General features: G+C 67.1%; 22 protein-coding genes. 11 read left to right on the top strand and 11 right to left on the bottom strand.

Features of this window, described 5'->3' with window-relative positions; genetic code table 11:
- Position 1: 1 nt before the first annotated feature.
- Entirely contained in the window at positions 2–1,552 is a 1,551-nt protein-coding gene (locus C8J26_RS05230; protein WP_107956942.1) for a porin, read from the bottom strand.
- Positions 1,553–1,689: 137 nt separating this feature from the next.
- Here C8J26_RS05230 and dcd point away from each other — a divergent pair, with 137 nt between their 5' ends.
- Positions 1,690–2,244 (top strand): dCTP deaminase, encoded by a 555-nt coding sequence (gene dcd, locus C8J26_RS05225; protein WP_055878967.1) that lies wholly within the window; start codon positions 1,690–1,692, stop codon positions 2,242–2,244.
- Positions 2,245–2,767: 523 nt separating this feature from the next.
- Here dcd and C8J26_RS05220 read toward each other — a convergent pair.
- The 5 genes from C8J26_RS05220 to C8J26_RS05200 all read right to left on the bottom strand — a co-directional run bounded on the left by C8J26_RS05220 (position 2,768) and on the right by C8J26_RS05200 (position 5,946).
- Positions 2,768–3,127, bottom strand: coding sequence for a tetratricopeptide repeat protein (locus C8J26_RS05220; protein WP_107956941.1), 360 nt, complete (start codon positions 3,125–3,127; stop codon positions 2,768–2,770).
- A gap of 243 nt (positions 3,128–3,370) precedes the next feature.
- A complete protein-coding gene (locus C8J26_RS05215; RefSeq protein ID WP_107956940.1) occupies positions 3,371–3,799 on the bottom strand; it encodes an ExbD/TolR family protein in 429 nt (142 codons plus the stop codon).
- Between the two features lie 46 nt (positions 3,800–3,845).
- On the bottom strand, positions 3,846–4,325 hold the full coding sequence (locus C8J26_RS05210; protein WP_107956939.1) for an ExbD/TolR family protein: 480 nt from the start codon (positions 4,323–4,325) through the stop codon (positions 3,846–3,848).
- Positions 4,326–4,416: 91 nt separating this feature from the next.
- Positions 4,417–5,211: a MotA/TolQ/ExbB proton channel family protein gene (locus C8J26_RS05205; RefSeq protein WP_056411472.1), complete on the bottom strand. Its 795-nt coding sequence runs from the start codon at positions 5,209–5,211 to the stop codon at positions 4,417–4,419.
- Between the two features lie 54 nt (positions 5,212–5,265).
- On the bottom strand, positions 5,266–5,946 hold the full coding sequence (locus C8J26_RS05200; RefSeq protein WP_056411474.1) for an energy transducer TonB: 681 nt from the start codon (positions 5,944–5,946) through the stop codon (positions 5,266–5,268).
- 223 nt (positions 5,947–6,169) lie between these two features.
- Between C8J26_RS05200 and C8J26_RS05195 the strand changes: the two genes are divergently transcribed.
- A complete protein-coding gene (locus C8J26_RS05195; RefSeq protein ID WP_208631319.1) occupies positions 6,170–7,066 on the top strand; it encodes a hypothetical protein in 897 nt (298 codons plus the stop codon).
- Positions 7,067–7,103: 37 nt separating this feature from the next.
- On the opposite strand, the gene C8J26_RS05190 is transcribed toward C8J26_RS05195, so the two are convergent.
- Together C8J26_RS05190 and C8J26_RS05185 are read right to left on the bottom strand one after the other, a co-directional pair.
- Positions 7,104–7,391 (bottom strand): Rossmann fold domain-containing protein, encoded by a 288-nt coding sequence (locus tag C8J26_RS05190; protein WP_056411476.1) that lies wholly within the window; start codon positions 7,389–7,391, stop codon positions 7,104–7,106.
- A 4-nt stretch (positions 7,392–7,395) separates the two neighbouring features.
- Entirely contained in the window at positions 7,396–7,767 is a 372-nt protein-coding gene (locus C8J26_RS05185) for a dihydroneopterin aldolase (RefSeq protein WP_056411477.1), read from the bottom strand.
- Positions 7,768–7,925: 158 nt separating this feature from the next.
- Here C8J26_RS05185 and C8J26_RS05180 point away from each other — a divergent pair, with 158 nt between their 5' ends.
- Genes C8J26_RS05180 through C8J26_RS05165 form a run of 4 tightly spaced genes read left to right on the top strand, consistent with a single transcriptional unit; the run spans position 7,926 to position 10,840 of the window.
- Positions 7,926–8,453 (top strand): GNAT family N-acetyltransferase, encoded by a 528-nt coding sequence (locus C8J26_RS05180; RefSeq protein ID WP_107957088.1) that lies wholly within the window; start codon positions 7,926–7,928, stop codon positions 8,451–8,453.
- A gap of 43 nt (positions 8,454–8,496) precedes the next feature.
- Positions 8,497–9,078 carry a DUF1285 domain-containing protein gene (locus C8J26_RS05175; RefSeq protein WP_107956938.1) on the top strand — a complete coding sequence of 194 codons (582 nt, stop codon included), beginning with the start codon at positions 8,497–8,499 and terminating at the stop codon, positions 9,076–9,078.
- Positions 9,075–9,671: a CoA pyrophosphatase gene (locus tag C8J26_RS05170; protein ID WP_107956937.1), complete on the top strand. Its 597-nt coding sequence runs from the start codon at positions 9,075–9,077 to the stop codon at positions 9,669–9,671. The genes C8J26_RS05175 and C8J26_RS05170 overlap by 4 nt, the downstream gene beginning before the upstream one ends.
- Positions 9,662–10,840, top strand: coding sequence for a CCA tRNA nucleotidyltransferase (locus C8J26_RS05165; RefSeq protein ID WP_107956936.1), 1,179 nt, complete (start codon positions 9,662–9,664; stop codon positions 10,838–10,840). Before C8J26_RS05170 ends, C8J26_RS05165 begins: the two co-directional genes overlap by 10 nt.
- A 22-nt stretch (positions 10,841–10,862) precedes the next feature.
- On the opposite strand, the gene C8J26_RS05160 is transcribed toward C8J26_RS05165, so the two are convergent.
- The 3 genes from C8J26_RS05160 to C8J26_RS05150 form a co-directional block, all read right to left on the bottom strand.
- Positions 10,863–12,533, bottom strand: coding sequence for a putative bifunctional diguanylate cyclase/phosphodiesterase (locus C8J26_RS05160; RefSeq protein ID WP_107956935.1), 1,671 nt, complete (start codon positions 12,531–12,533; stop codon positions 10,863–10,865).
- 110 nt (positions 12,534–12,643) lie between these two features.
- Positions 12,644–14,896, bottom strand: a complete 2,253-nt coding sequence (gene parC, locus C8J26_RS05155; protein ID WP_107956934.1) for a DNA topoisomerase IV subunit A — start codon at positions 14,894–14,896, stop codon at positions 12,644–12,646.
- A 33-nt stretch (positions 14,897–14,929) separates the two neighbouring features.
- On the bottom strand, positions 14,930–16,150 hold the full coding sequence (locus C8J26_RS05150; RefSeq protein ID WP_107956933.1) for a glycosyltransferase: 1,221 nt from the start codon (positions 16,148–16,150) through the stop codon (positions 14,930–14,932).
- Between the two features lie 169 nt (positions 16,151–16,319).
- Here C8J26_RS05150 and C8J26_RS05145 point away from each other — a divergent pair, with 169 nt between their 5' ends.
- The 5 genes from C8J26_RS05145 (at position 16,320) to C8J26_RS05125 (ending at position 22,583) form a co-directional block, all read left to right on the top strand.
- Complete coding sequence (locus C8J26_RS05145) at positions 16,320–17,222, top strand: alpha/beta hydrolase family protein (RefSeq protein WP_208631318.1); 903 nt, start codon at positions 16,320–16,322, stop codon at positions 17,220–17,222.
- Positions 17,223–17,236: 14 nt separating this feature from the next.
- On the top strand, positions 17,237–18,451 hold the full coding sequence (gene kynU, locus C8J26_RS05140; RefSeq protein WP_107956931.1) for a kynureninase: 1,215 nt from the start codon (positions 17,237–17,239) through the stop codon (positions 18,449–18,451).
- Positions 18,452–18,515: 64 nt separating this feature from the next.
- Positions 18,516–20,561: an NAD(+) synthase gene (locus C8J26_RS05135; protein ID WP_107956930.1), complete on the top strand. Its 2,046-nt coding sequence runs from the start codon at positions 18,516–18,518 to the stop codon at positions 20,559–20,561.
- Between the two features lie 156 nt (positions 20,562–20,717).
- Entirely contained in the window at positions 20,718–21,476 is a 759-nt protein-coding gene (locus tag C8J26_RS05130; RefSeq protein WP_244185159.1) for a CDP-alcohol phosphatidyltransferase family protein, read from the top strand.
- A 15-nt stretch (positions 21,477–21,491) separates the two neighbouring features.
- On the top strand, positions 21,492–22,583 hold the full coding sequence (locus C8J26_RS05125) for an inositol-3-phosphate synthase (protein ID WP_056411497.1): 1,092 nt from the start codon (positions 21,492–21,494) through the stop codon (positions 22,581–22,583).
- Position 22,584: the final 1 nt, after the last annotated feature.

The raw sequence follows: 22,584 nt of genomic DNA, 5'->3' as shown, positions 1-22,584 counted from the left end.
CTCAATAATTCCACTGTAGCTGCGTGCGGATGAGGTTGCCGTCGGCCCGGCCCTCGCGTCGCTCGTCTGCTTCGCGCCGCGTCATCCGCGAATAGGCGATCGTCAGTTCGATCGGCGGGGTTGGCTGGAATTCGATCCCGAGCTCGAGCTCGTCGGTTTCCAGCCGGGGCGCGTTGGGCAGCGCCTTCCACCCGCCGCGATAATATTGCCAGCGCGCATAGGGCATGAACGGCCCCAGCGGCGACGCCTTCACCCGGCCCATCGTCTGGACATAGCCCCCGTTCAGCGGCTTCGTCCGGATCGACTGCGACGCGCGGTCATATTCGGGGCCCCGCCCCCAGTTCCACTCCGCCTGGAAGCCGATTGGCTGCGGATAGAGGATCGCATGGATGCCCAACCGCTCGTCGGCGAACGCTGCGCTGCTCACACCACCGCTACGCTGCTCGACCTGCACGCGGTTGCGGATCGCCGCCCCGCCCGCCTCGAGCACCTGGCCTGCAAACGCGGAGCCCAAACCGTCCAGCGCGAACGGCCATGTCGCCATCGCGACGGTCGCCACCCCGTCGTTATTCTCGGTCCGGCTGATGCCCTGCCCGTTATAGACGCCGACCCCGAACGCGCCGTAATTGCCGAACAGCTTCTGCCCGTCCTCCTCGAGCCGGTCCCAGACCCGCTGCACCCGCGGCGGCGTGTAGTAGGCGACGATGCCGAGGTCGCGCTCGCCCGGCACCGCGCTGTTGATCCCGTCGCTGCGGTCGAGCGTCAGCCGGTTCGACGAGGACTGCATGTTCTCCCAGCCAAACGGCACCTTCGACTGGCCGAAGCGCAGCCGTAGCGAGCGATCCGCATCGAGGAACGTATCGACATAGGCATCGCGGAGCTGTGCAAAGCCCTCGCGGCGTTCGCCGACCGACTGGTTGCTGACGTTCACCGCGAAATCGGGCTGCAGATAGAAGGACACGCGGTCGCTCAGGTCCCCTTGCAGCACGACGCGGACGCGGCGGAGCGAGAAGTTGTTGTTGTCGCCGATCGCCCCGTCATGCACCGACCGCAGCCGCGAGCGGCCCTCGGGCGCGGTGCGATCGCCCGACAGGATCTCGTTGAAGCGTAACTGCGTATAGCCGCGCAGCGTGATGCGATCATACCAGGCCGGTTTGGGCTTGGTCGGCGCCGCGGCCAGCTGCTGTGCCGGGGCAGGCTGCGCCGGTGGTGCGGTGGTCGATGGTTCCACGCGGCGAGCCATTTCGGTTGGTGCCGCGGTCGCCGGGACGGCCGGCGCCGCCTCGCGACTGGCACGCCCGGTCGGGACCGCCTGCGCGGCCTTGAGCTCGGCGATCGTCGCTTTGAGTTCGTCGATCTGGCGTTGCAGGTCCTGTACCGTCTGCGCCGATGCCGGCGCGACGGGTAGCGTCAGCGATCCCGCGATCGCGATCAGGCGGCGCGAACGCCGGCGGAGTGTCCGACTCGCGCAATCGCTTGTGACGCTCAGGGCAGCCTTCGGGATATGGCGCCACGGAGCGACAGGCGCTTCGACGTGCTGCGACGAGTTCATGACATCTCCATGAAGCCCCCATGACAATAGCGGACTTTTCCGGCAACGCCATTTTTGCGCGCGATGCACCGGGGGCCCTGGATCCCCTTGCCGCGGCGGATCATCCGCGCGAAAGCGCTCGCCGAAGAGGAGCTACCATGTCCGTCATGTCCGACCGCTGGATTCGCGAGCGCGCGCTCGGCGATGCGATGATCGAACCGTTTCACGAGGCGCAGCGCCGCGATGGCTGCATCTCCTACGGGCTGTCGTCCTATGGCTATGACGCGCGCGTCGCCGACGAGTTCAAGATCTTCACCAACGTCGACAGCGCGATCGTCGATCCGAAGGACTTCGCGGCGAACAGCTTCGTCGATCGCAAGACCGACGTGTGCATCATCCCGCCCAACAGCTTCGCCCTCGCGCGCACTGTCGAATATTTCCGTGTGCCGCGCGACGTGCTCGTGATCTGCCTCGGCAAGTCGACCTATGCACGCTGCGGGATCATCGTCAACGTGACGCCGCTGGAGCCCGAATGGGAGGGGCATGTGACACTGGAATTCTCCAACACCACGCCGCTGCCGGCCAAAATCTATGCCAATGAGGGCGCGTGCCAGTTCCTGTTCCTCAAGGGGAACGAGCCGTGCGAGGTCAGCTATGCCGACCGCGCCGGTAAATACATGGGACAGCGCGGGGTGACCTTGCCGCGGCTGTAAGGCCGCGACCAACATCTCGCCGGCGGCAAAGCATGTCGGTTCGACCGACCATAGCGGGAACGGCGTCAGCGTGGCCGTCACGGCGCAGAATGGCTACGTTGGGATCGGAAAACTTCGCGAGCTATCGCTGATGTACGGTCCAATGAGAACCGCCAGCGAGTCGCCATTGAGGACGGATCATCCCTCGCCTTCAGCAGCGACTCCCCTCCCGGGAGAGATACGGACGCACGATCAGTCCCCAATACCCCCCAACCGCGACCATCTCATCCTCCCCCGCCAGGGGGAGGTGGCAGGCGAAGCCTGACGGAGGGGGCGGAAACGGGACGACCACGATCGTCCCGCCGCCAACAGCACCCCCTCAACGCGTCGCGCAAGGTCAAGCCTGACGGTCGGCGATCAAGGACAGCAACGTCCGTGTAGCGAGCCGCTAGCCTCAAGATTGCTTCAAAGGCTCGAGATGCCCCGCGGCGCCCGCAACACATCAAAAAGCGTCACCACGAGATCACCGACGCAAAGCAGCCGCTCAGCGAGTCGCGATCTGCTGAGCCTGCCGACGCAGCGCGAGGTTCGCCAAGTCGTGCGACGATGCGACGGCGCCCGATGGCAGGTCCAGCGCCACCGACGGCCGTGCCAGCACTGCGGCGTACAGCGCCCGCGCCTCCGAGTCGCGGCCAGTCCGCGCATAGACCGACGCCAGGTTGAGCATCAGCTCGGGGCGCTGCGGGAAGATCCGCCGCTCGGCAACGATGCGCTGTTCCGCGGTCGCGAGGTCCCCCGCCGCGATCGCCCTGTAGCCGGTACGATCCACGGTCGCCGACGGTGCCGCCAGCGCGGGCGTTGCAGCGCCCAGGGTTGCGAGAACGAACAGGACGGTCTTGCGCATCTCTCATCTCCTCTGCCCTCCGATGATCCGAAGGTTTCATTTTTGTGACAACGGTGTGTCACTTCCATGACTGACGCACAAGAACACTGATCAATTCCGATCGCGCAGACCCACTTTTCGTCGAAGCGCGCAGCGCCCCCTCGAACGCCCCGACGATCCGCAGGCGACTAGCGACCGCGCACAACGAAAAAGGGCGGCCCCGGAGGACCGCCCTTTGGACGTACGAAACTGTAGGCAGGCGACTTAGAAGTCGTTGCGATACTGCTCGTTGCCGATGAAGCCGAGCTTGGTGATCGCGGACCGCTTGATCACGGCCAGCGTGCGATCGACCACTTCGTACCGTGCCTGCGGGTCAGGCTGGAAGTGGAGTTCCGGCTCAGGCGTCATGCCGGCAGACTGATCCAGATACTGGCGCAGCGTGACCTCGTCGACGGGCGAACCGTTCCATGCCACGACACCCGCCGGATCGATCGAGATCTTGTTCTTCTCGGGATTGACCGGGTTCTGCGGCGGGTTCGGGCTGTTGACCGGAAGGTCGACCTTGACCGCATGAGTCTGGATCGGGATCGTGATGATGAACATGATGAGGAGAACGAGCAGGACGTCGATCAACGGCGTCATGTTCATTTCCATCATCGGCGCGCCATCTTCTTTGCCGCCGCTCATTGCCATTCTATGCTACTCCTAAATACGTCCGAGCGTCCATCAGTGTCCGGCATCAGCGTTCGGTGGTGCCGCCGGGAGGCGGCTCGGAGATGAAGCCGACGCGGGCAAAGCCGGCGCGCTGCATCGTATAGATCGTGCCGCCGATGCACTTGTACGGCGTGTTCACGTCGCCGCGAATATGCGCCTCGGGCAATTCCAGACCAGCGGCGCTTGGACCACCCTGACGATCGATCTCGGCCTTCAGCTTGACCACGGCGCGATCGAGCAGCTCGGTCGAGGTGACGGGCGACATGCCCCAATAGACGGCGCAGCTGCCGTCGGGCTTGGTCGTCACCGACAACGAGACGTTCTCGGGCTTCGTCATCGTCGGATCGAAGCGAACCTCCGGGAGCTTCAGCTGCACGGCCTGGACCGCGACGGTCGTGGTCACCAGAAAGATGATCAGGAGCACGAGCATGACGTCGACCAGCGGCGTCGTATTGATGTCCGATATCGAACTCTCGGTGGAATCGCCACCAACACTCATCGCCATGTGCGAACTATCCTATCCATATAATCGCCACCGGAACCGCCGGCGGCAATGAAGCGGGGCCGCTGCGAACAGCAGCCCCGCCTTTCGCGTCTTAGTTGGCGCGCGGCACGCCACCGGTCTGGCCGGCAGTCGTGGTCGTCGAGACAGGCTTGGCCGGAACCGGCTTGGCGCCCGATGCGATCGACGGACGCACGGCGCCGTTCGAAGCAAGGAAGCCGAGCACGTCGTTCGAGAAGGCCGACAGGTCCTCTGCGATCGACTTGTTGCGGCGCTGCAGCCAGTTGTACGACAGAACGGCGGGAACCGCGACGACCAGACCGAGGGCGGTCATGATCAGGGCTTCACCGACCGGGCCTGCGACCTTGTCGATCGATGCCTGGCCCGATGCGCCGATCTTAACGAGCGCGCGGTAGATGCCGATAACCGTACCGAACAGACCGATGAACGGCGAAACCGAACCGACCGTCGCGAGGAAGGCGAGACCGCCACCCAGCTTCGAGTTGATCGCGGCTTCCGAACGCGCCAGCGAACCGTGCAGCCAGTCATGCGCCTCGACCGGGTCGGTCAGCTTCGAATGCTGCTCCTGAGCGGCCAGGCCGTCGTCGACGATCTGCTTGTAGGCCGAGTTCTTCTCGAGCTTGGCCGAACCCTCGCGCAGGCTGTTCGACGACCAGAAGGCCTGACGAACGCGCTTGCCCTGGCCGATGATCTTCTGCTGCTCGAACAGCTTCGAGAACAGGATGTAGAACGACACGACCGACATCAGCACGAGGATGCCGAACACGGTCTGCGAGATCAGACCGCCTTCGCGGAGTGCTGCCTGCAGGCCGTACGGGTTGGCGTCGGCAGCGGCGGTCCCTGCCGCTGCAAGGATGGTGGTGATCATGGTCGGTTTAGTCCTCTGACTGAATTTTATCTGGTGCGGTTAGGGTAGGTGGGATCAATCCTCTGGAAGGACCCACCGAACGTTCAACTGGTACGACGATGCGATCGGGTTGCCGCTCTCGTCCTTGGCCGGGGTGAAACGCACCTTGGCCTTGGAGATGCGGCACGTCGCGTCATCGAGCGTCGTGTTGCCGCTGCCCGTCGTCACCGTACAGCCGGTCACCCGACCATCCGTACCGATCGTCAGCTTCGCGGATACGCGACCCTGTGCACCCTCGCGCTGCGCCGACGGCGGATAGTTGTCCGCGCCGAAATACTGCCCTGGGTTGCCCTTCAGACCGGCAGCCTGCGACACCCTCGGCGCTGGCGCCGGTGCTGGCGGAGCCGGCGGCGCGGGAGGCGCTGGCGGAGCCGTCGGCTGGCTGAGCGGGATGATGTTCGACGTCTGCAAGGCAGGCGCCGGCTGAGGCGTGACAACCACCGGCGGCGGCGTGACGACCGTGGTCGGCGGCGGCGGCAGGTTTGGCTGGTCAGGTGGCGGCGGCGGGGGCTCGTCGGGCGGAGGCGGCGGCGGTGGCGGCTCCACGTCGAACGTCGTCATCTTTTCTTGGGCCTTTTTCACGTACTGAAACGCGAGGCCCGTGACGAAAGCGTAGCCCAAGGCCGCATGAATCAGCGCGACGATCACGATCGCGACGATTTTGCCTCCGGACATCTTCTGGTCAGTATAGGCCATTCAGAAACGACACTCCCTTAATCTGCCTGCTCCGTACGCATGGTTCGTACTCGGTACGCGACGCATGCGTCTGCCGTTGGCCGGAATAACCACGGGGCAGTCGCCGAGTCCTATCGCCACGTCATGCGACACGCAAACGCTTTGTCGGACGCAACAAACGTACAACCTCGGCATGACAGATTTATTTCTGTATCGTTCAGCTTGGGTCGCGTAGCGTGAAGCCATGAATTCATCGTTACACGTTACGGCTTCGGCCCTTTCGATCGCGCTGCTCGCGCTGCCCGCCTGCGCCGGCGAAATGCCCGTACGCCCCCAGAATTCCTACGCCAACGGCGCCGCTTCGGGTGCCGCGGCGCAGCAGGACTCGCTCGGCGGCCCGGGCTATGCGGACATCGCGGATCTGGTTTTGTCGGCCCCGGTGATCGCCGATGCGACGGTACGATCGACCGCGAAAATCAAACCGGCCGAGGCGCCGAATCTCGCACCCGGTCTTGTCCGACTATATGTCGAAGTCGATGTGACCGCATTGATCCGGGGCGCGGACGGGCTGCCGCCGCGAATCGGGTATCTGCTCGACGTCACGCCCGATTCGGCGGGTCGGGTGCCCAAATTCAAGAAGGCGCGCGTGCTGCTCTTCGCGCGGCCGGTGGCGGGCGCGGGCAACCAGGTCCAGCTCGTCGCGCCCGATGCGCAGATCGACTGGACGCCGTCGGCGGATACGCGCGCGCGGAAAATCGCCAAGGACGCGCTGGCGAGCGACGCGCCGCCCGTCATCACCGGGATCGGCAACGCGTTCCACGTCGCGGGCGCGCTGCCCGGCGAAGGCGAGACTCAAATCTTCCTGACGACCGCCGACCAGCGCCCGGTGTCGCTGTCGGTGCTGCGGCGTCCCGGCGAGCAGCCACGCTGGGCGGTCGCGCTGAGTGAGATCGTCGACGAGTCGGCCGCGCCCCCTGCCCCCGAGACGTTGCTCTGGTACCGGATGGCCTGCGCCTTGCCGCCGATGCTGCCCGAGCGAAGCACCGGGTCGCTCGAGGCCGCCGACGCGGCGATCGCGCGCGAGGATTACGCCTTCGTGATCGCCGCGCTCGGCCCCTGCGGACGCGCGCGCAAGATCTAGCAACGCCCCGGCCAGGCCTGCGCCGGGGGAAAGTCGGTTAGCGTCGTCGCTGGTGGATCTCGATCACCTGCCCCGTCGTCGATCGTGCCTGTTCGAGGAACGCGACGGCCGCGTCCACATCGGCGGCATGAGCCCCCTCCGCCAGAACCACCGCGTTGACGCGAGTCGCCGGCGCCGACTCGATCGCGAGCGGCCCGATCGCGGCCCTCGCCTGCGCCATCGCCAGCGCGTCGAGCGTCGCCGGAATCACCACGACCCGCGAGTCGCCGGTCGCCCCCCGCACCAGCGCGGCGACGTCGCCGCCCGGTTCGAGCGTCAGTCGCACCGTGTCAGCGGCGATGGCGGACGAGCGTCACGCCGATCGCCTCGTCCGCTTCGGCGATCGCCAGCTTCACGATCTTTACCTTCACGCGCAGCACGCGTGCGTCCTGAAGGAACAGCGTCTCGCAGATATGATCGGCCACGCCCTCGATCAGCGTGAAATGCACGCCCTGCGGCAGCGATGTGGTCGCGGCGTTCTTCAGGTCGAGGTAATTCTTCGACGCCGACAACGGCGTATCGGGGTCGAACCGCGTCGGACACACCATGTCCACGGTCAGCGAGATCCGCAGCGGCTGCGGCAGATGAGTCTCCTCCGAATAGATGCCGGTCAGGACCTGCACTTCGAGATCGTGGACTTCGAGTTGAAGACTGTCTTCCATCGCCGCGCCTCTAGCAGACGCGCGGCCAGATGAAAGTCGGGTCTTCGCCGTTCGCACCCGTCCGGTTATCCTTGCGTTCAGCCTCGTCGCCGCTAAAGCGCGCTGCCCCAATATCCGCGCGGCGTCGACCCGCGGCGCATCCGGGGCAGGAGATGCCGGTGATCACGCTCGTCCCCCTCGATACGATCAACCCGACCGCGGTCGAGATGCTGCTCGATGCCGCGTTCGGTCCGGATCGCTTCACGCGCACCGCGTACATGATCCGCGGCACCGGCACGCCGCTCGCCGCGCTCAGCTTCGCCGCGATCGAGGACGGCACGCTGGTCGGCTCGATCCAGTGCTGGCCGATCGCGCTGATCGCCGATGCGCGCGAGACCCCGCTGGTGATGGTCGGCCCGGTCGCCGTCGCCCCCACCCGCCAGGGTGACGGGATCGGCCGCAACCTGGTGGCGCAGGTGCTCGACGCCGCGGCGGCAAACCGTCTCGACGATGCGCTGATGCTGATCGGCGACCCCGATTATTATGGTCGCTTCTTCGGCTTCTCGGCCGCGCGGACCGCGTCCTGGAATGCCCCCGGCCCGGTCGAGCGCCACCGCCTGCTCGCGCGTGGCGACGCGGTGCCCGATACCGCCGGCATGCTCGGTCCGCGGATGGCGCAGACGATGCCGGTCACCGCATCCGTATAAGGCACCGCTTTACCTAAGCCCCCTGCCCGCCTAGTCCGCCGCGATGCCCATGGATCCCATCCCCGATATCGCTTCGTTGAGCCTCGCCGAAATCGCCCGCCTGGTCGAGGAGGCGAAACTGCCGCCCGTCGAAAAATGGAATCCGACGCATTGCGGCGACAGCGAGATGCGGATCGCGCGCGACGGCACCTGGTATCATCAGGGCTCGCCCATCGGACGTCCGGCGATGGTCCGGCTGTTCTCGACGATCCTGCGCCGCGAACCCGATGGCAGCCACGTACTCGTCACCCCGGTCGAAAAGCTCGATATCGCGGTCGAGGATGCGCCCTTCACCGCGGTCGAGATGAAGGCCGAGGGCAGCGGCCGCGACGCGAAGCTCGCCTTCCGCCTCAACACCGGCGATCTCGTCACCGCAGGCCCCGACCATGCGCTGCGGTTCGTCGAGGATGCGGACGGACCGCGCCCCTATCTCGTCGTCCGCGGCGGCATGGAGGCGCTGGTCGTGCGCTCGGTCTATTACGAGCTCGCCGAACGCGCGATCGCCGATGGTGCGACGCCGCCGGGGCTCTGGAGCGACGGTGCGTTCTTCGCGCTCGAGCCGGCCGCACCGGATCTCGCCGCATGATGCTGAAGGACCGGCTGGCGGCGGCGCTCGCCAAGGGCGCCGGCGCGCACATGATCCTGCTGACGGGCGACCAGCATGACGGTGATCTCGCCGCGAGCGACACGCTGCTCCCCGCGGCGGTGCTGATCGCGGTCACCGACCGTGCCGATCCGGGCGTCATCCTGACGCAGCGCACCGACACGATGAGCCGCCATCCCGGCCAGATCGCGTTCCCGGGCGGGCGGATCGATCCCGGCGAGGACGTCGTCACCGCCGCGCTGCGCGAGGCCGAGGAGGAGATCGCGCTGCCGCGCGGCCACGTCACCGTGATCGGCGAGGCGGACAGCTATCGCACCGTCACCGGCTTCCAGGTGACGCCGGTGATCGGCATCATCCCCCCCGACCTGATCTTCACCCCGAGCGAAGCCGAAGTCGCCAGCGTCTTCGAGGTCCCGCTCGCCTTCCTGCTGGACGAGGCGAACCATGTCGAGGCGACGCTCGAATGGCAGGGCCATGACCGGCATTATTACGAGATCATGTGGAACGACCGCCGGATCTGGGGCGCGACCGCGGCGATGATCGTCAACCTCGCGCGCCGCCTGAGGTGGTCTTGATACTCCCGGTCGCGGCGTGGCGCCTGCGTGACGGTCTCGAACCCCTGGCCAAGGTACTCGGCGCGGCGGACGGCGACTCGCGCTTCGTCGGTGGCGCGGTGCGCGACACGCTGCTCGGGATCGACGTCGCCGATGTCGACATCGCCACCCGCCTGCCGCCGCAGGAGGTGATCGAACGCCTGCAGGATGCGCGGATCAAGGCAGTCCCGACCGGCCTCGCGCACGGCACCATTACCGCGGTCACCGCGGGCGGCCATGTCGAGGTGACGACGCTGCGCCGCGACGTCTCGACCGATGGCCGCCATGCGATCATCGCCTATACCGACGACTGGCGCGAAGACGCCGCGCGCCGCGATTTCACGATGAACGCGCTCTATGCCGATCCGACGACGGGCGAGATCTTCGATTATTTCGGTGGCCTCGACGATCTCGCAGCGCGCCGCGTGCGCTTCATCGGCGATCCGCTGCAACGGATCGCCGAGGATCACCTGCGCATCCTCCGCTTCTTCCGCTTCCACGCGCGCTTCGGGTCGACGATCGACGAGGCCGGGCTCGACGCCTGCACCGCGCGCGCGAACGACCTGATGGCGTTGTCGCGCGAACGCGTCGCGAGCGAAGTGCTCAAGCTGCTGGTCGCGGCCAATGCGGTGCCGGTCGTCGCGCTGATGGTCGAGCGCGGGATCTTCCGTGCCGTACTGCCCGAGATCGACGCGGAGGGTGCAGACCGTCTCGCACTGCTCGCCGACCGCGAGACCGCGGCGGGCATCGCCGCGGACCCGATCCGCCGGCTTGCCATAACGATCGCCCCGGCCGCCGCCGAAGCCGTCGGCGCGCGGCTGAAGCTCTCCAACACCGACCGTAAACGCCTGATCGCCGCCACCGCCGGCCCCGGGACCGAAGGCGCCAAGGCCCTCGTCTATCGCGCCGGATCCACCGTCGCGATCGACCGACTGCTGATTGCCGGCGAAGACGTGTCGGCGGTCAGGGACTGGACGCCGCCTGCCTTCCCCTTCTCCGGGGGAGCGTTGGTCGAGCGCGGTCTTCGCAAGGGCCCCGACGTCGCCGCCATGCTGCGCCGGGTCGAAACGCAGTGGATCGTCGAAGGCTTTCCCGATGCCGCCCGCGTCGGCGCGATCGCGGACGAGATGGTAACAGGCGCGTTGGGCTGATGCGGCGCCGGGTGATGCGCGGTTAAGCGCTCACCCCGGTCCCGATCATCGCGAACGCGGCGTCCGCCTCGAGCGGCTTGGCGTAGAAATAGCCCTGCCCATAGGTGCAGCCGAGCGCGGCCAGAGTCTGCGCGAGTTCGTTCGTCTCGATCCCCTCGGCGGTGGTCTTCATGCCCAGCGCCTGCGCCAGGCTCAGGATCGCGCGGACGATCGACACCTTGTCGCGGTCCGCGAGCATCCCCGTCACGAAGCTGCGATCGATCTTCAGTATGTCGATTGGCAGCTTCTGGAGATACGCCAGGTTGGAATAGCCGGTGCCGAAATCGTCCATCGCCAGCGTCGTGCCCAGCGCCTTGAGCGCGTGCATCGTCCCCGCGATCCGGTCCGGGTCGGACACGATCGCGCTTTCGGTCAGTTCCAGCGTGAACCGGTCGCCGGTCAGCCCGGTCGAGTCGAGTGCCGCACCCAGCACCGGCGCGATGGCGTCGCGCTGCAACTGGATCGCCGACAAATTGACCGCGACCTTGACGCCGCACGGGCCGCCGTGACGCGAATCCCAGAGCGCCAGAGTCTGCGCCGCCTCCTCGATCGCCCAGCGACCGAGCGGCACGATCAGCCCCGATTCTTCGGCCACGGGGATGAAATCGGTCGGACAATGGACATTGCCCTGCGGATCGGTCCAGCGTGCCAGCGCCTCGAACGACACGATCCGCCCGGTCGCGAGGTCGCAGATCGGCTGATACGCCAGCCGCAACTCGCGATTCTCGATCGCGCGGCGCAGCGCGGTCTCCATGCTGAACTGCGCGCGCGCGATCGCCAGATCCTGCGGCAGGTAACTCTCGGCATGGCCGCTCGCCTTGGCGCGCTTCACCGCGAACTGCGCATGACGGATCAGTTCGGCGACGTCGTCGGCCTCGTCGGCACCATAGGCGATCCCGACCGAGCATTCGACGCTGATCTCGTAATCGGTCAGCCGGAACGGCGTCGTCAGCGTCCGGTGGATCCGCTTGGCCAGCGCATGCGCCTCGTCGCGATCGCCGTCGATCGTCATCAGGATCCCGAACTGGTCGCCGCCGATCCGCGCCAGCGTATCGCGCGTCCGCAGCGCGCCCTTGATCCGCCGCGCGACCGTGATCAGCAGTTCATCGCCCGCCAGCGAGCCCAGGCACGAATTCAACCGTCCGAACCGGTCGATATCGATCGCGAGCACGGCCGTCTTGCTGCGGTCCCTGCCCTGCTCGATCAGGTCCTCGAACCCCTCGCGGTTGGGCAGACCGGTCAGGCTGTCGGTGGTCATCTCGCGGCGCAGGCTGCGCTCGGTCTGGATCTGCGACGTCTGGTCGACGAAGCTGATCGTGCAGCGATCATGGAAGGTGGCGAACGCGCGCGCGATCGTGACCCGGTAATAGCGACAGTCGATCGTCTGACCGAACACCCATTCGAAATCGGACCGGATCAGCTGCGATTCGAGGAACGCGATGATCCGCGGGCCGAGATCGGCGATCATCGCCGACCGCTCCGCGACGACACCGAACCCCGCCAGCCGATAGGCGCGGTTCATGGCGAACAATTCGAACTGCCCGCCGGTCAGCACCAGATGCGCCGCGGGAATGGGGATGAGCTCGAGCGCACGTGCGGCCAGATCGGTCGCAACTAGGGTTTGCTCTATAGCGTCCGGGGCCATCACTGCCATGACCCCGTGCCTAGTCCGTCTTAGTTAAGACGGCCTGAAGGAACCAAAAAGGACGGTAAACTGTCACTTTTTGCCAATTCCCCGGTTTTACAGCGTGCTACGCGATTTCGTTAGCCAAACCGATTGTCGCGCGGAAAACCGGTCGGCGGCATTCTTCCTGCCGCACCGCGTGCCGCACGCCATGGCCCCAGGTCCGCTTCGGTCCTTGTACGCCCCGTCCCGCCGCCCATCGCCCAGCTCAGCCCGTCGGCAAAGACGAACGTGATCGCATCCGCCAGCCCGCCGTCACGGTAGCGCTGCAACTGCAGCCCCTGCCCGCGAGTCATCTCGACCAGCTCGGCGAGCGGGAAGACGAGCATCTTCCGGTTGTCGCCGATCGCCGCGACATAGTCGTCGTTCGGCCCGATCGGCCGCACGATCTTCAGCTGCGCGCCCGGCCGCGGTGTCACCACGGTCTTGCCCTTACGCGTCTCGGCGATCACCTCGGCGCTGCTCACCGAGAAGCCACGACCGTCGGTCGCCACCACCAGCAATTTGGGATGTCGGCTCGCGGGCAGCAGCGCGACGATGCCGATGCTCCCGTCGAGGTCGATCATCGCGCGCACCGGCTCGCCAAAGCCGCGCCCGCCCGGCAGCTTGTCCGCCGCCAGCGTGTAGAAGCGCCCGTTTTCCGCGGCGAGCAGCAGCTTGTCGGTCGTCTGCGCATGGAACGCGAAGGCCGGGCCATCGCCCTCCTTGAACTTCAGCGCCTCCGGGCTGGCGAGGTCGTTGTGCCCCTTCATCGCCCGGATCCAGCCGCGCTGCGACAGGATGACGGTGATCGGCTCGCGCTCGATCATCGCCTCGAGCGGAATGTCGCGCGTCGGCGCGGCCTCCTCGATCGTCGTCCGGCGCTTGCCGAGCACCGTTTCCAGCCCATAGCGATCGCGGATCTTGGCCATGTCGCGCTTCATCCGCGCGCGCTGCTTCTTCGGATCCGCCAGCAACGCGGCGAGCGTCGCCTGCTCCTTGTCGAGCTTGTCGCGCTCGGTCTTGATCTCGAACTCTTCGAGCCGCCGCAAGCTGCGCAGCCGCATGTTGAGGATCGCCTCGGCCTGGCGATCGGTCAGCGCGAACTCGGCGATCATCACCTTCTTGGGTTCATCCTCGGTGCGGATGATCTCGATCACGCGGTCGAGATTGAGATACGCGATCAGATAGCCGTCGAGCAGTTCGACGCGGTCGGCGATCTTCGCCAGCCGATGCTCGGTCCGCCGGCGCAACACGACGAACTGGTGATCGACCCACGCCGCCAGCGCCTGCCGCAGGCTCATCACGCGCGGCGTGCGATCCTTGTCGAGCACGTTGAGGTTGAGGCTCACGCGCGTTTCGAGGTCGGTCAGCCGGAACAGCCCGTCCATCAGGATCTGCGGATCGACCGTGCGGCTGCGCGGTTCGAGCACGATGCGGATCTCGGTATCCGATTCGTCGCGGACATCGGCGAGAATCGGCAGCCGCTTGGCGTTGATCAGCTCGGCGATCTGCTCGATCAGCTTGCCCTTCTGCACACCGTACGGGATCTCGGTGACGATCAGCTGCCAGCCGCCGCCCTTCTCGCGCTCGGTCTCCCAACGCGCGCGCACGCGGAAGCCGCCGCGCCCGGTCGCATAGGATTCGCGGATCACCGCGGGCGGATCGACGACCAGCCCACCGGTCGGGAAATCGGGGCCCTTCACGTGGGCCAGGATCGCGGCATCGTCGGCGTCGGGCGTGTCGATCAGCACGATCGCGGCCTCGAGCAGCTCGGCGGCATTGTGCGGCGGGATGCTCGTCGCCATCCCGACCGCGATCCCGCTCGCGCCGTTCGCGAGCAGGTTGGGGAACAGCCCCGGGAACAGCTCGGGCTCGTGATCCTCGCCATTATAGGTCGGGCGATACGCGACCGCGTCCTCGTCGAGCCCATCCATCAGGTCGATCGCAACCTGAGTCAGCCGTGCCTCGGTGTACCGGTAAGCGGCGGCATTATCGCCGTCGATATTGCCGAAATTGCCCTGCCCGTCGACCAGCGGGTATCGCATCGCGAACGACTGCGCCAAGCGCACCATCGCGTCGTACACCGACTGGTCGCCATGCGGATGATATTTGCCGATCACGTCGCCGACGACGCGCGCGCACTTCTTGTACCCCTGCGCCGGATCGAGTTTCAGCAGCCGCATCGCCCACAACAGGCGGCGATGCACGGGCTTCATCCCGTCGCGCACGTCGGGCAAGGATCGCGCGGTGATCGTCGACAACGCATAGACCAGATACCGCTCGGAGAGCGCGCTATCGAAGGGGGCGTCGACGATGCTGTCGAAGGGATCTTTGAAGTCGCTGCTGGCCATTGGGAGCAGCGATAGCAGCCGCGCGCGTAACGATCAAAGCATCCCGCGCGCTTTCGTCACCTTTTGTTCTCCTGACTGGTTCGCGGCGTGCCCGGCGACCGCCGCCGCAAGCAGCGCGCGGTGCTGCCGCCCGGTCTCGCGCCAGTCGTAGCGCTCGCCATAGGTACGCGTCGCAGCGCGATCGGGCAGGTTGGACAGCAGCCGCGCGATCCCGTCGGCGATCGCCGCATCGGAACGATCCGCGGTCAGCACGCCCGCCTCGGGCACGCGGACCACCTCGGGCGATCCCCATACCGGCGTCGCCACCAGCGGCGTTCCGCAGGCGAGCGATTCGAGCAGGACGTTGGCGATCCCCTCGCGGTCCGAACAGCTCGCCGTCGCGTCGGCCGCGGCATACAGCGCGGGCAAGCGATGCTGATCGACATGGCCGAGGAAATCGACGCGTCCGGATACCCCCAGCGTCGCGGCGAGCGCGCGCAGTGCCGGCTCGCACGGCCCGTCGCCCGCGATCATCAGCCGCACGTCCGGCAAGCTCGCGATCGCCCGGATCGCGAAGTCGTGGCCCTTGCGGTCGATCAGATGGCCGACGGACAGGATCGTCGGCGCGGCGATCCCCATTCGCGCACGCAGCGCCGCGCGGTCCTGCGGCGGCGAGAACAGGGTCAGGTCGACACCATGCTCGACCACGCAGGTCCGGTCCGCGGGCGCCCCCAGCCCGACCAGCGCATCGCGCAACGCGGCCGCCACCGCGGTCGTCGCGCTGGCCCGCTCGATCGCCGACAGGATCATCGCCCGCTCGAGCCGGTGCTGCGCGATCTGGCTGACGTCGGACCCCAGCGCGCTCATCACGAACGGCCGGTCGAACCACCGCGCGAGCAAGCCCGACGCGACACCATCGGGATAGAGATAATAGGAATCGATCACGTCGAAATCGAACGTGCGCCGAAGCCGCGCGATCCGGGGGTACAAAGCCGCCGCCATCAGCCACGGCGCCGACGCCATGCCGATCTTCGGAATGACGGGATAGCGCGGATGCGTGATCGGCACCCCGCGCCGAACCGCCATCTTCGGCGCGCTGGCAAAGTCGGCATAGCGCCCGAACCGTGGGTGACGGCTCGGGAACCACGGTATCGGCGCCACCACGCGCACCTCGTCGCCGGGCCCGGCGACATGCCCGACACGGTGTTCGATAAATATCCCGTGACGTCGCTGGACGGCATTCGGGTACAGGCTCGACACCACCAATATCTTCATCACGCCCCCCGTGCCCGCGCTGCGCGCGCAGCTTTTTCCCCACGGCCCCCGGGACCGCGGGTTGCCCCCAGCGCGCCTTTTACGTCCATTCTCCCGTCATTTGCGGCAAATTTTCCGGCGCGGCGTCTCCGGACGGGACAGGTCGGCGGCGGTCGGCTAGCGTCTGCGCATGCGCCTATTCCTCGCCGCCGCCCTGCTGCTACCGTTGGCCGTGATGCCGACCCCTGCCGCCGCCGACCTGCTCACCTGGTCCGTGCTCACCGCCCGCCCCAAGCCCGTCGCCGACGCGACGATCGCCTATGGCCCAGACCAGATGCAGAAGGTCGACGTCTGGCTGCCCAAGGGCAAGGGTCCGTTCCCGGTGGTCGTGATGGTGCATGGCGGCTGCTGGACCACCAGCATCGCCGACCGCAGCCTGATGAACTGGGTCGCGGACGATCTGCGCCGGAGCGGAGTCGCGGTCTGGAACATCGACTATCGCGGCGTTGATCGCGCCGGCGGCGGCTATCCCGGCACGTTCGCGGATGCGGCACAGGCGACCGACGCACTCGCGAAGCAGGCGCGCCGGTTCAAGCTCGACACGGCCCGGGTCACCGCGATCGGCCATTCGGCGGGCGGCCACCTCGCGCTCTGGCTCGCCGCCCGCCCGAAACAGCCCGCGACCAGCCCACTTTATTCTGCGCATCCGCTCCGCATCGATCATGCCATCAGCCTGGGTGGTCTGCCCGATCTGGAAGCGACGGCGGCCAGTCCCGAAAATGGCTGCGGGGTCGAAGTAGTCGCGAAACTGGTCGGCGCGCCCGGCGCGCGGCATCCCGACGTCTATGCCGACACGTCCGTGCCCCGCCTGCTCCCGCTCGGCGTGCGCCAGGACCTGATCAACGGCCGCGAAGACCGGATCATCCCCTTCGCCATGGCCACCGACTATGTCGCCAAGGCCGTCGCGGCGGGCGACACCGCCACGCTCCACGTCATCCCCGCCACCGGCCATGTCGAGCTGATCGCCCCCGAGACCGCCGCCTGGGCGGCCGCAAAACGCCTGATCCTCGCAGACATCGGGAAGACCCAGTGACTCGGGATAACACAGTGACTCTGGAAGACGCCCGCGCGCTCGACGCGACCGACCCGCTCGCCGCCCGCCGCGACGATTTCCTGCTCCCCGAGGGCGTGATCTATCTCGACGGCAATTCGCTCGGCGCACTGCCCAAGGCGACGCCCGCCGCGCTCGCCGACGTCGCGACGCGCCAATGGGGCGACCGTCTCATCCGCAGCTGGAACGAGGGGTGGATCGACGCCCCCCAGCGGATCGGCGCCAAGATCGCGCCGCTGATCGGCGCCGCCGCCGACTCGGTCATCATCGGCGACACGACCTCGTCGCATCTCTTCAAGGCGCTGGTCGCGGCGCTGCGCAGCAACCCGGCGCGCCACACGGTCCTCAGCGAAGCCGGCAATTTCCCGACCGACCTCCACATCGCCGAAGGCGCGGTCGGCTGCGTTCCCGGTGCGCGGCTGAAGGTGGTCGCGCGCGAAGACCTGGCCACCGCACTCGACGACGACACCGCGGTCCTCCTGCTGACGCACGTCCATTACAAGACGAGCGACCGCTTCGACATGGCCGCATGGACCGCGCGCGCGCACGCCGCCGGCGCGCTCATGCTCTGGGATCTCAGCCACAGCGTCGGCGCGGTGCCGATCGATCTGACCGCCGCCAACGCCGACCTGGCGGTTGGCTGCACCTACAAATATCTCAACGGCGGGCCCGGCGCGCCGGCGTTCCTCTACGTCGCCAAACGCTGGCAGGACTCGCTCGCCAGCCCACTGTCCGGCTGGATGGGCCACGCCGCGCCGTTCGCGTTCGAGGATGCCTATCGCCCCGCCCCCGGCATGAAGCGCTGGCTTGCCGGCACCCCGGCGATGCTCTCGACCGCCGCGCTGGAAACCGCGCTCGATCTCTGGGCCGATATCGATCAGCACGCGGTCGCCACCAAGAGCGCCCGGCTCTTCGACATCCTCGCCGCCGCCGGCGATGCGCTGGGCCTCGACTGCGTCAGTCCCCGCGACCCCGCCAGGCGCGGCAGCCATATCAGCTTCCGCCATCCGCAGGCCTATGCGCTGACTCAGGCGCTGATCGCCCGCGGGGTAATCGGCGACTTCCGCGACCCCGACATCCTCCGCCTCGGCCTCACGCCGCTATATCTCAGCCATGAGGACGTCTGGCGCGCCGGCGACATCCTGCGCGAGACGCTGGAGAGCGAGGCATGGCGCGATCCCGCCTTCGCCGAACGCCTCGCGGTGACGTGAGCGGCGGCGGAGCCGTCGTCGCAAGTCGGTAGCGCGCCTGCCCAAGCGCTTGTATCGGTGCGCGATGACGCATCCATTCTACGCGATCCATAGTCATGGGCTGATCCGGGTCGCCGCCGCCACGCCGCGCGCTTCGGTGGGGGATACCGGCGCCAATGCCGACGCGACGATCGCGCTGGCCCGCGAGGCGGATGCGCGCGGTGTCGACCTGGTCGTGTTCCCCGAACTAAACCTGACCTCCTACGCGATCGACGACCTGCATCTGCAGACGGCGCAGCAGCGCGCGACGCTGGCCGCGATCGCGACGGTCGTCGCGGCGAGCGCGACGCTGCGCCCGGTGCTGCTCGTGGGCGCGGCGCTGGTGCGGAACGGACGGCTGTACAATTGCGCGCTGGCGATCGCGCGCGGGCAGGTGCTGGGCGTGGTCCCCAAGACATTCCTGCCCAACTACCGCGAATTCTACGAAAAGCGCTGGTTCGCGAGCGGCGCGGGTCTGACCGGACTGACGATCGCGCTTGGCGGCAAGGACGTGCCCTTCGGTACCGACCTGATCTTCGCCGCGCGCGACCTGCCCGGCTTCGTGTTCCATGCGGAGATCTGCGAGGATTACTGGGCCCCCACCCCGCCCTCGACCGCGGGTGCGCTCGCGGGCGCGCTGATCTGCTGCAACCTGTCCGCCTCGAACATCGTGATCGGCAAGGCGCGCGAGCGGGCGATGCTCGCGGCGGCGCAGTCGGCGCGCGCGGTGTGCGCCTATGTCTATTCGGCCGCGGGGCCGGGCGAGAGCACGACCGAAGTCGCGTGGGACGGCCAGGGCCTGATCCACGAACTCGGCGAACAGATCGCCGAATCGAAGCGGTTCGCGACCGAACCCGAACTCGTCGTCGCCGATGTCGATTGCGAACGGATCACGCAGGAACGCCTGCGGTTCGGCACGTTCAACGATGCCGCCACGTTCGCCGGCACGCCGGAGACCCGCTTCCGACGGATCGCGTTCGATCACACGCCGGTGCTGGCGGACGGCGGCCTGGAGCGCGCCATCCGCCGCTTCCCGTTCGTGCCCAACGATCCGGCACGCCGCGACGACGATTGCTACGAAGCGTTCAACATCCAGGTAGAGGCGCTGTCGAAGCGGCTCGTCGCCGCGCATGCCGAGACGATCGTGATCGGCGTCTCCGGCGGCCTCGACTCGACGCATGCGCTGATCGTCGCGGCCAAGGCGATGGACCGGCTCGGGCGCCCGCGCAGCGCGATCCTCGGTTTCACCATGCCCGGCTTCGCGACCGGCGCAGGCACCAAGGCCAATGCCTGGGCGCTGATGCGCGCGCTCGGTATCAGCGCGGAGGAGATCGACATCCGTCCCGCCGCGCGGCGGATGCTGGAGGATATCGGCCACCCCTTCAGCGACGGCGATCCCGTCTACGACATCACGTTCGAGAATGTGCAGGCGGGCCTGCGCACCGACTATCTGTTCCGCCTCGCCAACCAGCGGCGCGGGATCGTGCTCGGCACGGGCGACCTCAGCGAGATGGCGCTGGGCTGGTGCACCTACGGCGTCGGCGACCAGATGAGCCATTACGCGGTGAACAGCGGCGTGCCCAAGACGCTGATCCAATTCTTGATCCGCTGGTGCATCCGCACCGACCAGTATGATGCGGCGACCGACGCGATCCTGGCGACGATCTTGGCGCAGGAAATCTCCCCCGAGCTCGTGCCCGCGGGCGCCGACGGCGCGCTGCAGAGCACCGAGTCGATGATCGGTCCCTATGCGCTGAACGATTTCTTCGCGCATTATGTGATCCGCCACGGACTCGCCCCGTCGAAGATCGCGTTCCTGGCCTGGCATGCGTGGCGCGATGCGGGCCTCGGCGCGTGGCCGCAGGACCTGCCCACAGATGCGCGCATCGCCTATGACTTGCCGACGATCCGCCACTGGCTGGAGAAGTTCCTCGTCCGGTTCTTTGCGACCAGCCAGTTCAAGCGCTCGGCAATGCCCAACGGACCGAAGGTTTCCGCGGGGGGCGCGCTGTCGCCGCGTGGCGACTGGCGGGCGCCATCGGATGGTATCGCAACCGCCTGGATCGAAGAATTGCGGTCAAGCGTTCCCTAGGGTTCGTCGCGCGACCTTGCATAAATTGCGGGCGCGGCGCATTGTGAACATCCTATGACAGTGGCTCCACCGGATGGATCGCGCGATCGCCGGATCGAGATCCCATCTAACCTTTGGCTGATTCACCCGGCAGGCCGTGCGCTTTTGCCGCTGGCTTTGGCGCGTGGAATTTCGGCCAACGCGGTTTCGGTCGCGGGTCTGTGCCTCGGTGGCCTCGCCGCGCTTGCCTATGCGCAATGGGATAGCTGGGCGCTCGCGCTGGTGGGTCTCGTCCTGTCGGTCGGCTGGCTGATCGCCGACGGGCTCGACGGCATGGTCGCGCGCGCGACCAAGACTGCGAGCCCGCTGGGGCGGATGCTCGACGGGCTTTGCGATCACGGCGTGTTCGCGCTGATCTATATTTCGCTCGCGATCACGATCGACACGCCCGAGGCATGGATCCTCGCGATCGCCGCCGGTTGTGCGCACGCGGTGCAGTCGAACATGTACGAAGGCGAGCGGTCGCGCTTCCATCGCCGTCTCAAGGGCATCGCGCTCGATGCGCCCCCGGTGCCGACCGGCAACGCGCTCGTCCGCTTCTATGACGGCGTCGCCAGCAGCATCGACCGCATCGCCATGCCGTTCGAGCGCACGCTCGGCCAGGCAAGCGATCCGGTCGCGCTGGGTGCCAGTTACGGGGCACGTGCGGTCGCGCCATTGCGCTTCATGGCCTTGCTTACCGCGAACGTCCGGGTATGGGCGATCTTCGTCGCCTGCTTCGCGGGCAACCCACGCATCTTCTGGTGGTTCGAGATCGTCCCTCTGACGCTCGTCGCCATCGTCGGGCTCGTCTGGCACCGTCGTGTCGAGCGGGCCTTCGTTCGTACTACTACGCCGCCGCGACCAAAGACCGCGTCGCGCATGCATCTTTCGTAAGGAACAGGGTCAGTAATGAATAGCATTCGGATTGCCGTGGTCGGCATCGGCAACTGCGCCAGCTCGCTCGTGCAGGGTCTCGAGCATTATCGCGAGGGGGCTAACGACCAGGTCGGCCTGATGCACTTCGACATGGGCGGCTACAAGCCGAGCGACATCAAGGTCGTCGCGGCCTGGGACGTCGATCGTCGCAAGGTCGGCAAGGACGTGTCGGAGGCGATCTTCGCCAAGCCGAACTGCACCGCGGTGTTCGCACCCAATGTCGGCCCGACGGGCACTATCGTGAAGATGGGCAAGAAGCTGGACGGCGTCGCCGACCACATGGCCGACTTCAAGGACGACCGCACGTTCCTGGTCGCCGACGCCGCCGAGCCGAGCCGTGAAGACGTCATCGCCGAGCTGAAGGCATCGGGCGCCGACGTGCTCATGAACTACCTGCCGGTCGGGTCGCAGGAAGCCACCGAATTCTACGCCGACTGCGCGATCGAGGCGGGCGTTGCGTTCGTCAACAACATCCCCGTCTTCATCGCCTCGAACCCCGTCTGGGCCAAGAAGTTCGAAGACGCCGGCGTCGCGATCATCGGCGACGACATCAAGGCACAGCTCGGCGCGACGATCGTCCACCGCGTGCTGACCGACCTGTTCGCCAAGCGCGGCGTGAAGCTGGATCGCACCTACCAGCTCAACACCGGCGGCAACACCGACTTCCTCAACATGTCGAACCATCGCCGTCTCGAGTCGAAGAAGATCTCGAAGACCGAGGCCGTCCAGTCGGTCGCGGCCGAGCGGATGGACGACGACAACGTCCATATCGGTCCGTCGGACTATGTGCCTTGGCAGAACGACAACAAGGTCTGCTTCCTGCGCATGGAAGGCCAGCTGTTCGGCGGCGTGCCGATGAACATCGAGCTGCGTCTCTCGGTCGAGGACAGCCCCAACTCGGCGGGCGTCGCGATCGACATGATCCGCTGCGCCAAGATCGCCAAGGATCGCGGCATCGCCGGCGTCATCGATCCCGCCTCGGCCTATTTCTGCAAGCACCCGCGCACGCAGATGACCGACGATCTCGCGCAGATCGAAGTCGAGCGGTTCATCAAGGCCGCCTGAC

It is taken from the genome of Sphingomonas aurantiaca (assembly GCF_003050705.1).
Classification (GTDB): domain Bacteria; phylum Pseudomonadota; class Alphaproteobacteria; order Sphingomonadales; family Sphingomonadaceae; genus Sphingomonas; species Sphingomonas aurantiaca.
Note: the sequence above shows the minus strand (reverse complement) of the source record. Positions and strands in the feature narration are given on the sequence as shown.

Bases quoted from the DNA above. Each gene is read 5' to 3' on its own strand.
- C8J26_RS05230 (WP_107956942.1), bottom strand. From the start codon at position 1,552: ATGAACTCGTCGCAGCACGTCGAAGCGCCTGTCGCTCCGTGGCGCCAT.
- dcd (WP_055878967.1), top strand. From the start codon at position 1,690: ATGTCCGTCATGTCCGACCGCTGGATTCGCGAGCGCGCGCTCGGCGAT.
- C8J26_RS05220 (WP_107956941.1), bottom strand. From the start codon at position 3,127: ATGCGCAAGACCGTCCTGTTCGTTCTCGCAACCCTGGGCGCTGCAACG.
- C8J26_RS05215 (WP_107956940.1), bottom strand. From the start codon at position 3,799: ATGGCAATGAGCGGCGGCAAAGAAGATGGCGCGCCGATGATGGAAATG.
- C8J26_RS05210 (WP_107956939.1), bottom strand. From the start codon at position 4,325: ATGGCGATGAGTGTTGGTGGCGATTCCACCGAGAGTTCGATATCGGAC.
- C8J26_RS05205 (WP_056411472.1), bottom strand. From the start codon at position 5,211: ATGATCACCACCATCCTTGCAGCGGCAGGGACCGCCGCTGCCGACGCC.
- C8J26_RS05200 (WP_056411474.1), bottom strand. From the start codon at position 5,946: ATGGCCTATACTGACCAGAAGATGTCCGGAGGCAAAATCGTCGCGATC.
- C8J26_RS05195 (WP_208631319.1), top strand. From the start codon at position 6,170: ATGAATTCATCGTTACACGTTACGGCTTCGGCCCTTTCGATCGCGCTG.
- C8J26_RS05185 (WP_056411477.1), bottom strand. From the start codon at position 7,767: ATGGAAGACAGTCTTCAACTCGAAGTCCACGATCTCGAAGTGCAGGTC.
- C8J26_RS05175 (WP_107956938.1), top strand. From the start codon at position 8,497: ATGCCCATGGATCCCATCCCCGATATCGCTTCGTTGAGCCTCGCCGAA.
- C8J26_RS05170 (WP_107956937.1), top strand. From the start codon at position 9,075: ATGATGCTGAAGGACCGGCTGGCGGCGGCGCTCGCCAAGGGCGCCGGC.
- C8J26_RS05160 (WP_107956935.1), bottom strand. From the start codon at position 12,533: ATGGCAGTGATGGCCCCGGACGCTATAGAGCAAACCCTAGTTGCGACC.
- parC (WP_107956934.1), bottom strand. From the start codon at position 14,896: ATGGCCAGCAGCGACTTCAAAGATCCCTTCGACAGCATCGTCGACGCC.
- C8J26_RS05150 (WP_107956933.1), bottom strand. From the start codon at position 16,150: ATGAAGATATTGGTGGTGTCGAGCCTGTACCCGAATGCCGTCCAGCGA.
- C8J26_RS05145 (WP_208631318.1), top strand. From the start codon at position 16,320: ATGCGCCTATTCCTCGCCGCCGCCCTGCTGCTACCGTTGGCCGTGATG.
- C8J26_RS05135 (WP_107956930.1), top strand. From the start codon at position 18,516: ATGACGCATCCATTCTACGCGATCCATAGTCATGGGCTGATCCGGGTC.
- C8J26_RS05125 (WP_056411497.1), top strand. From the start codon at position 21,492: ATGAATAGCATTCGGATTGCCGTGGTCGGCATCGGCAACTGCGCCAGC.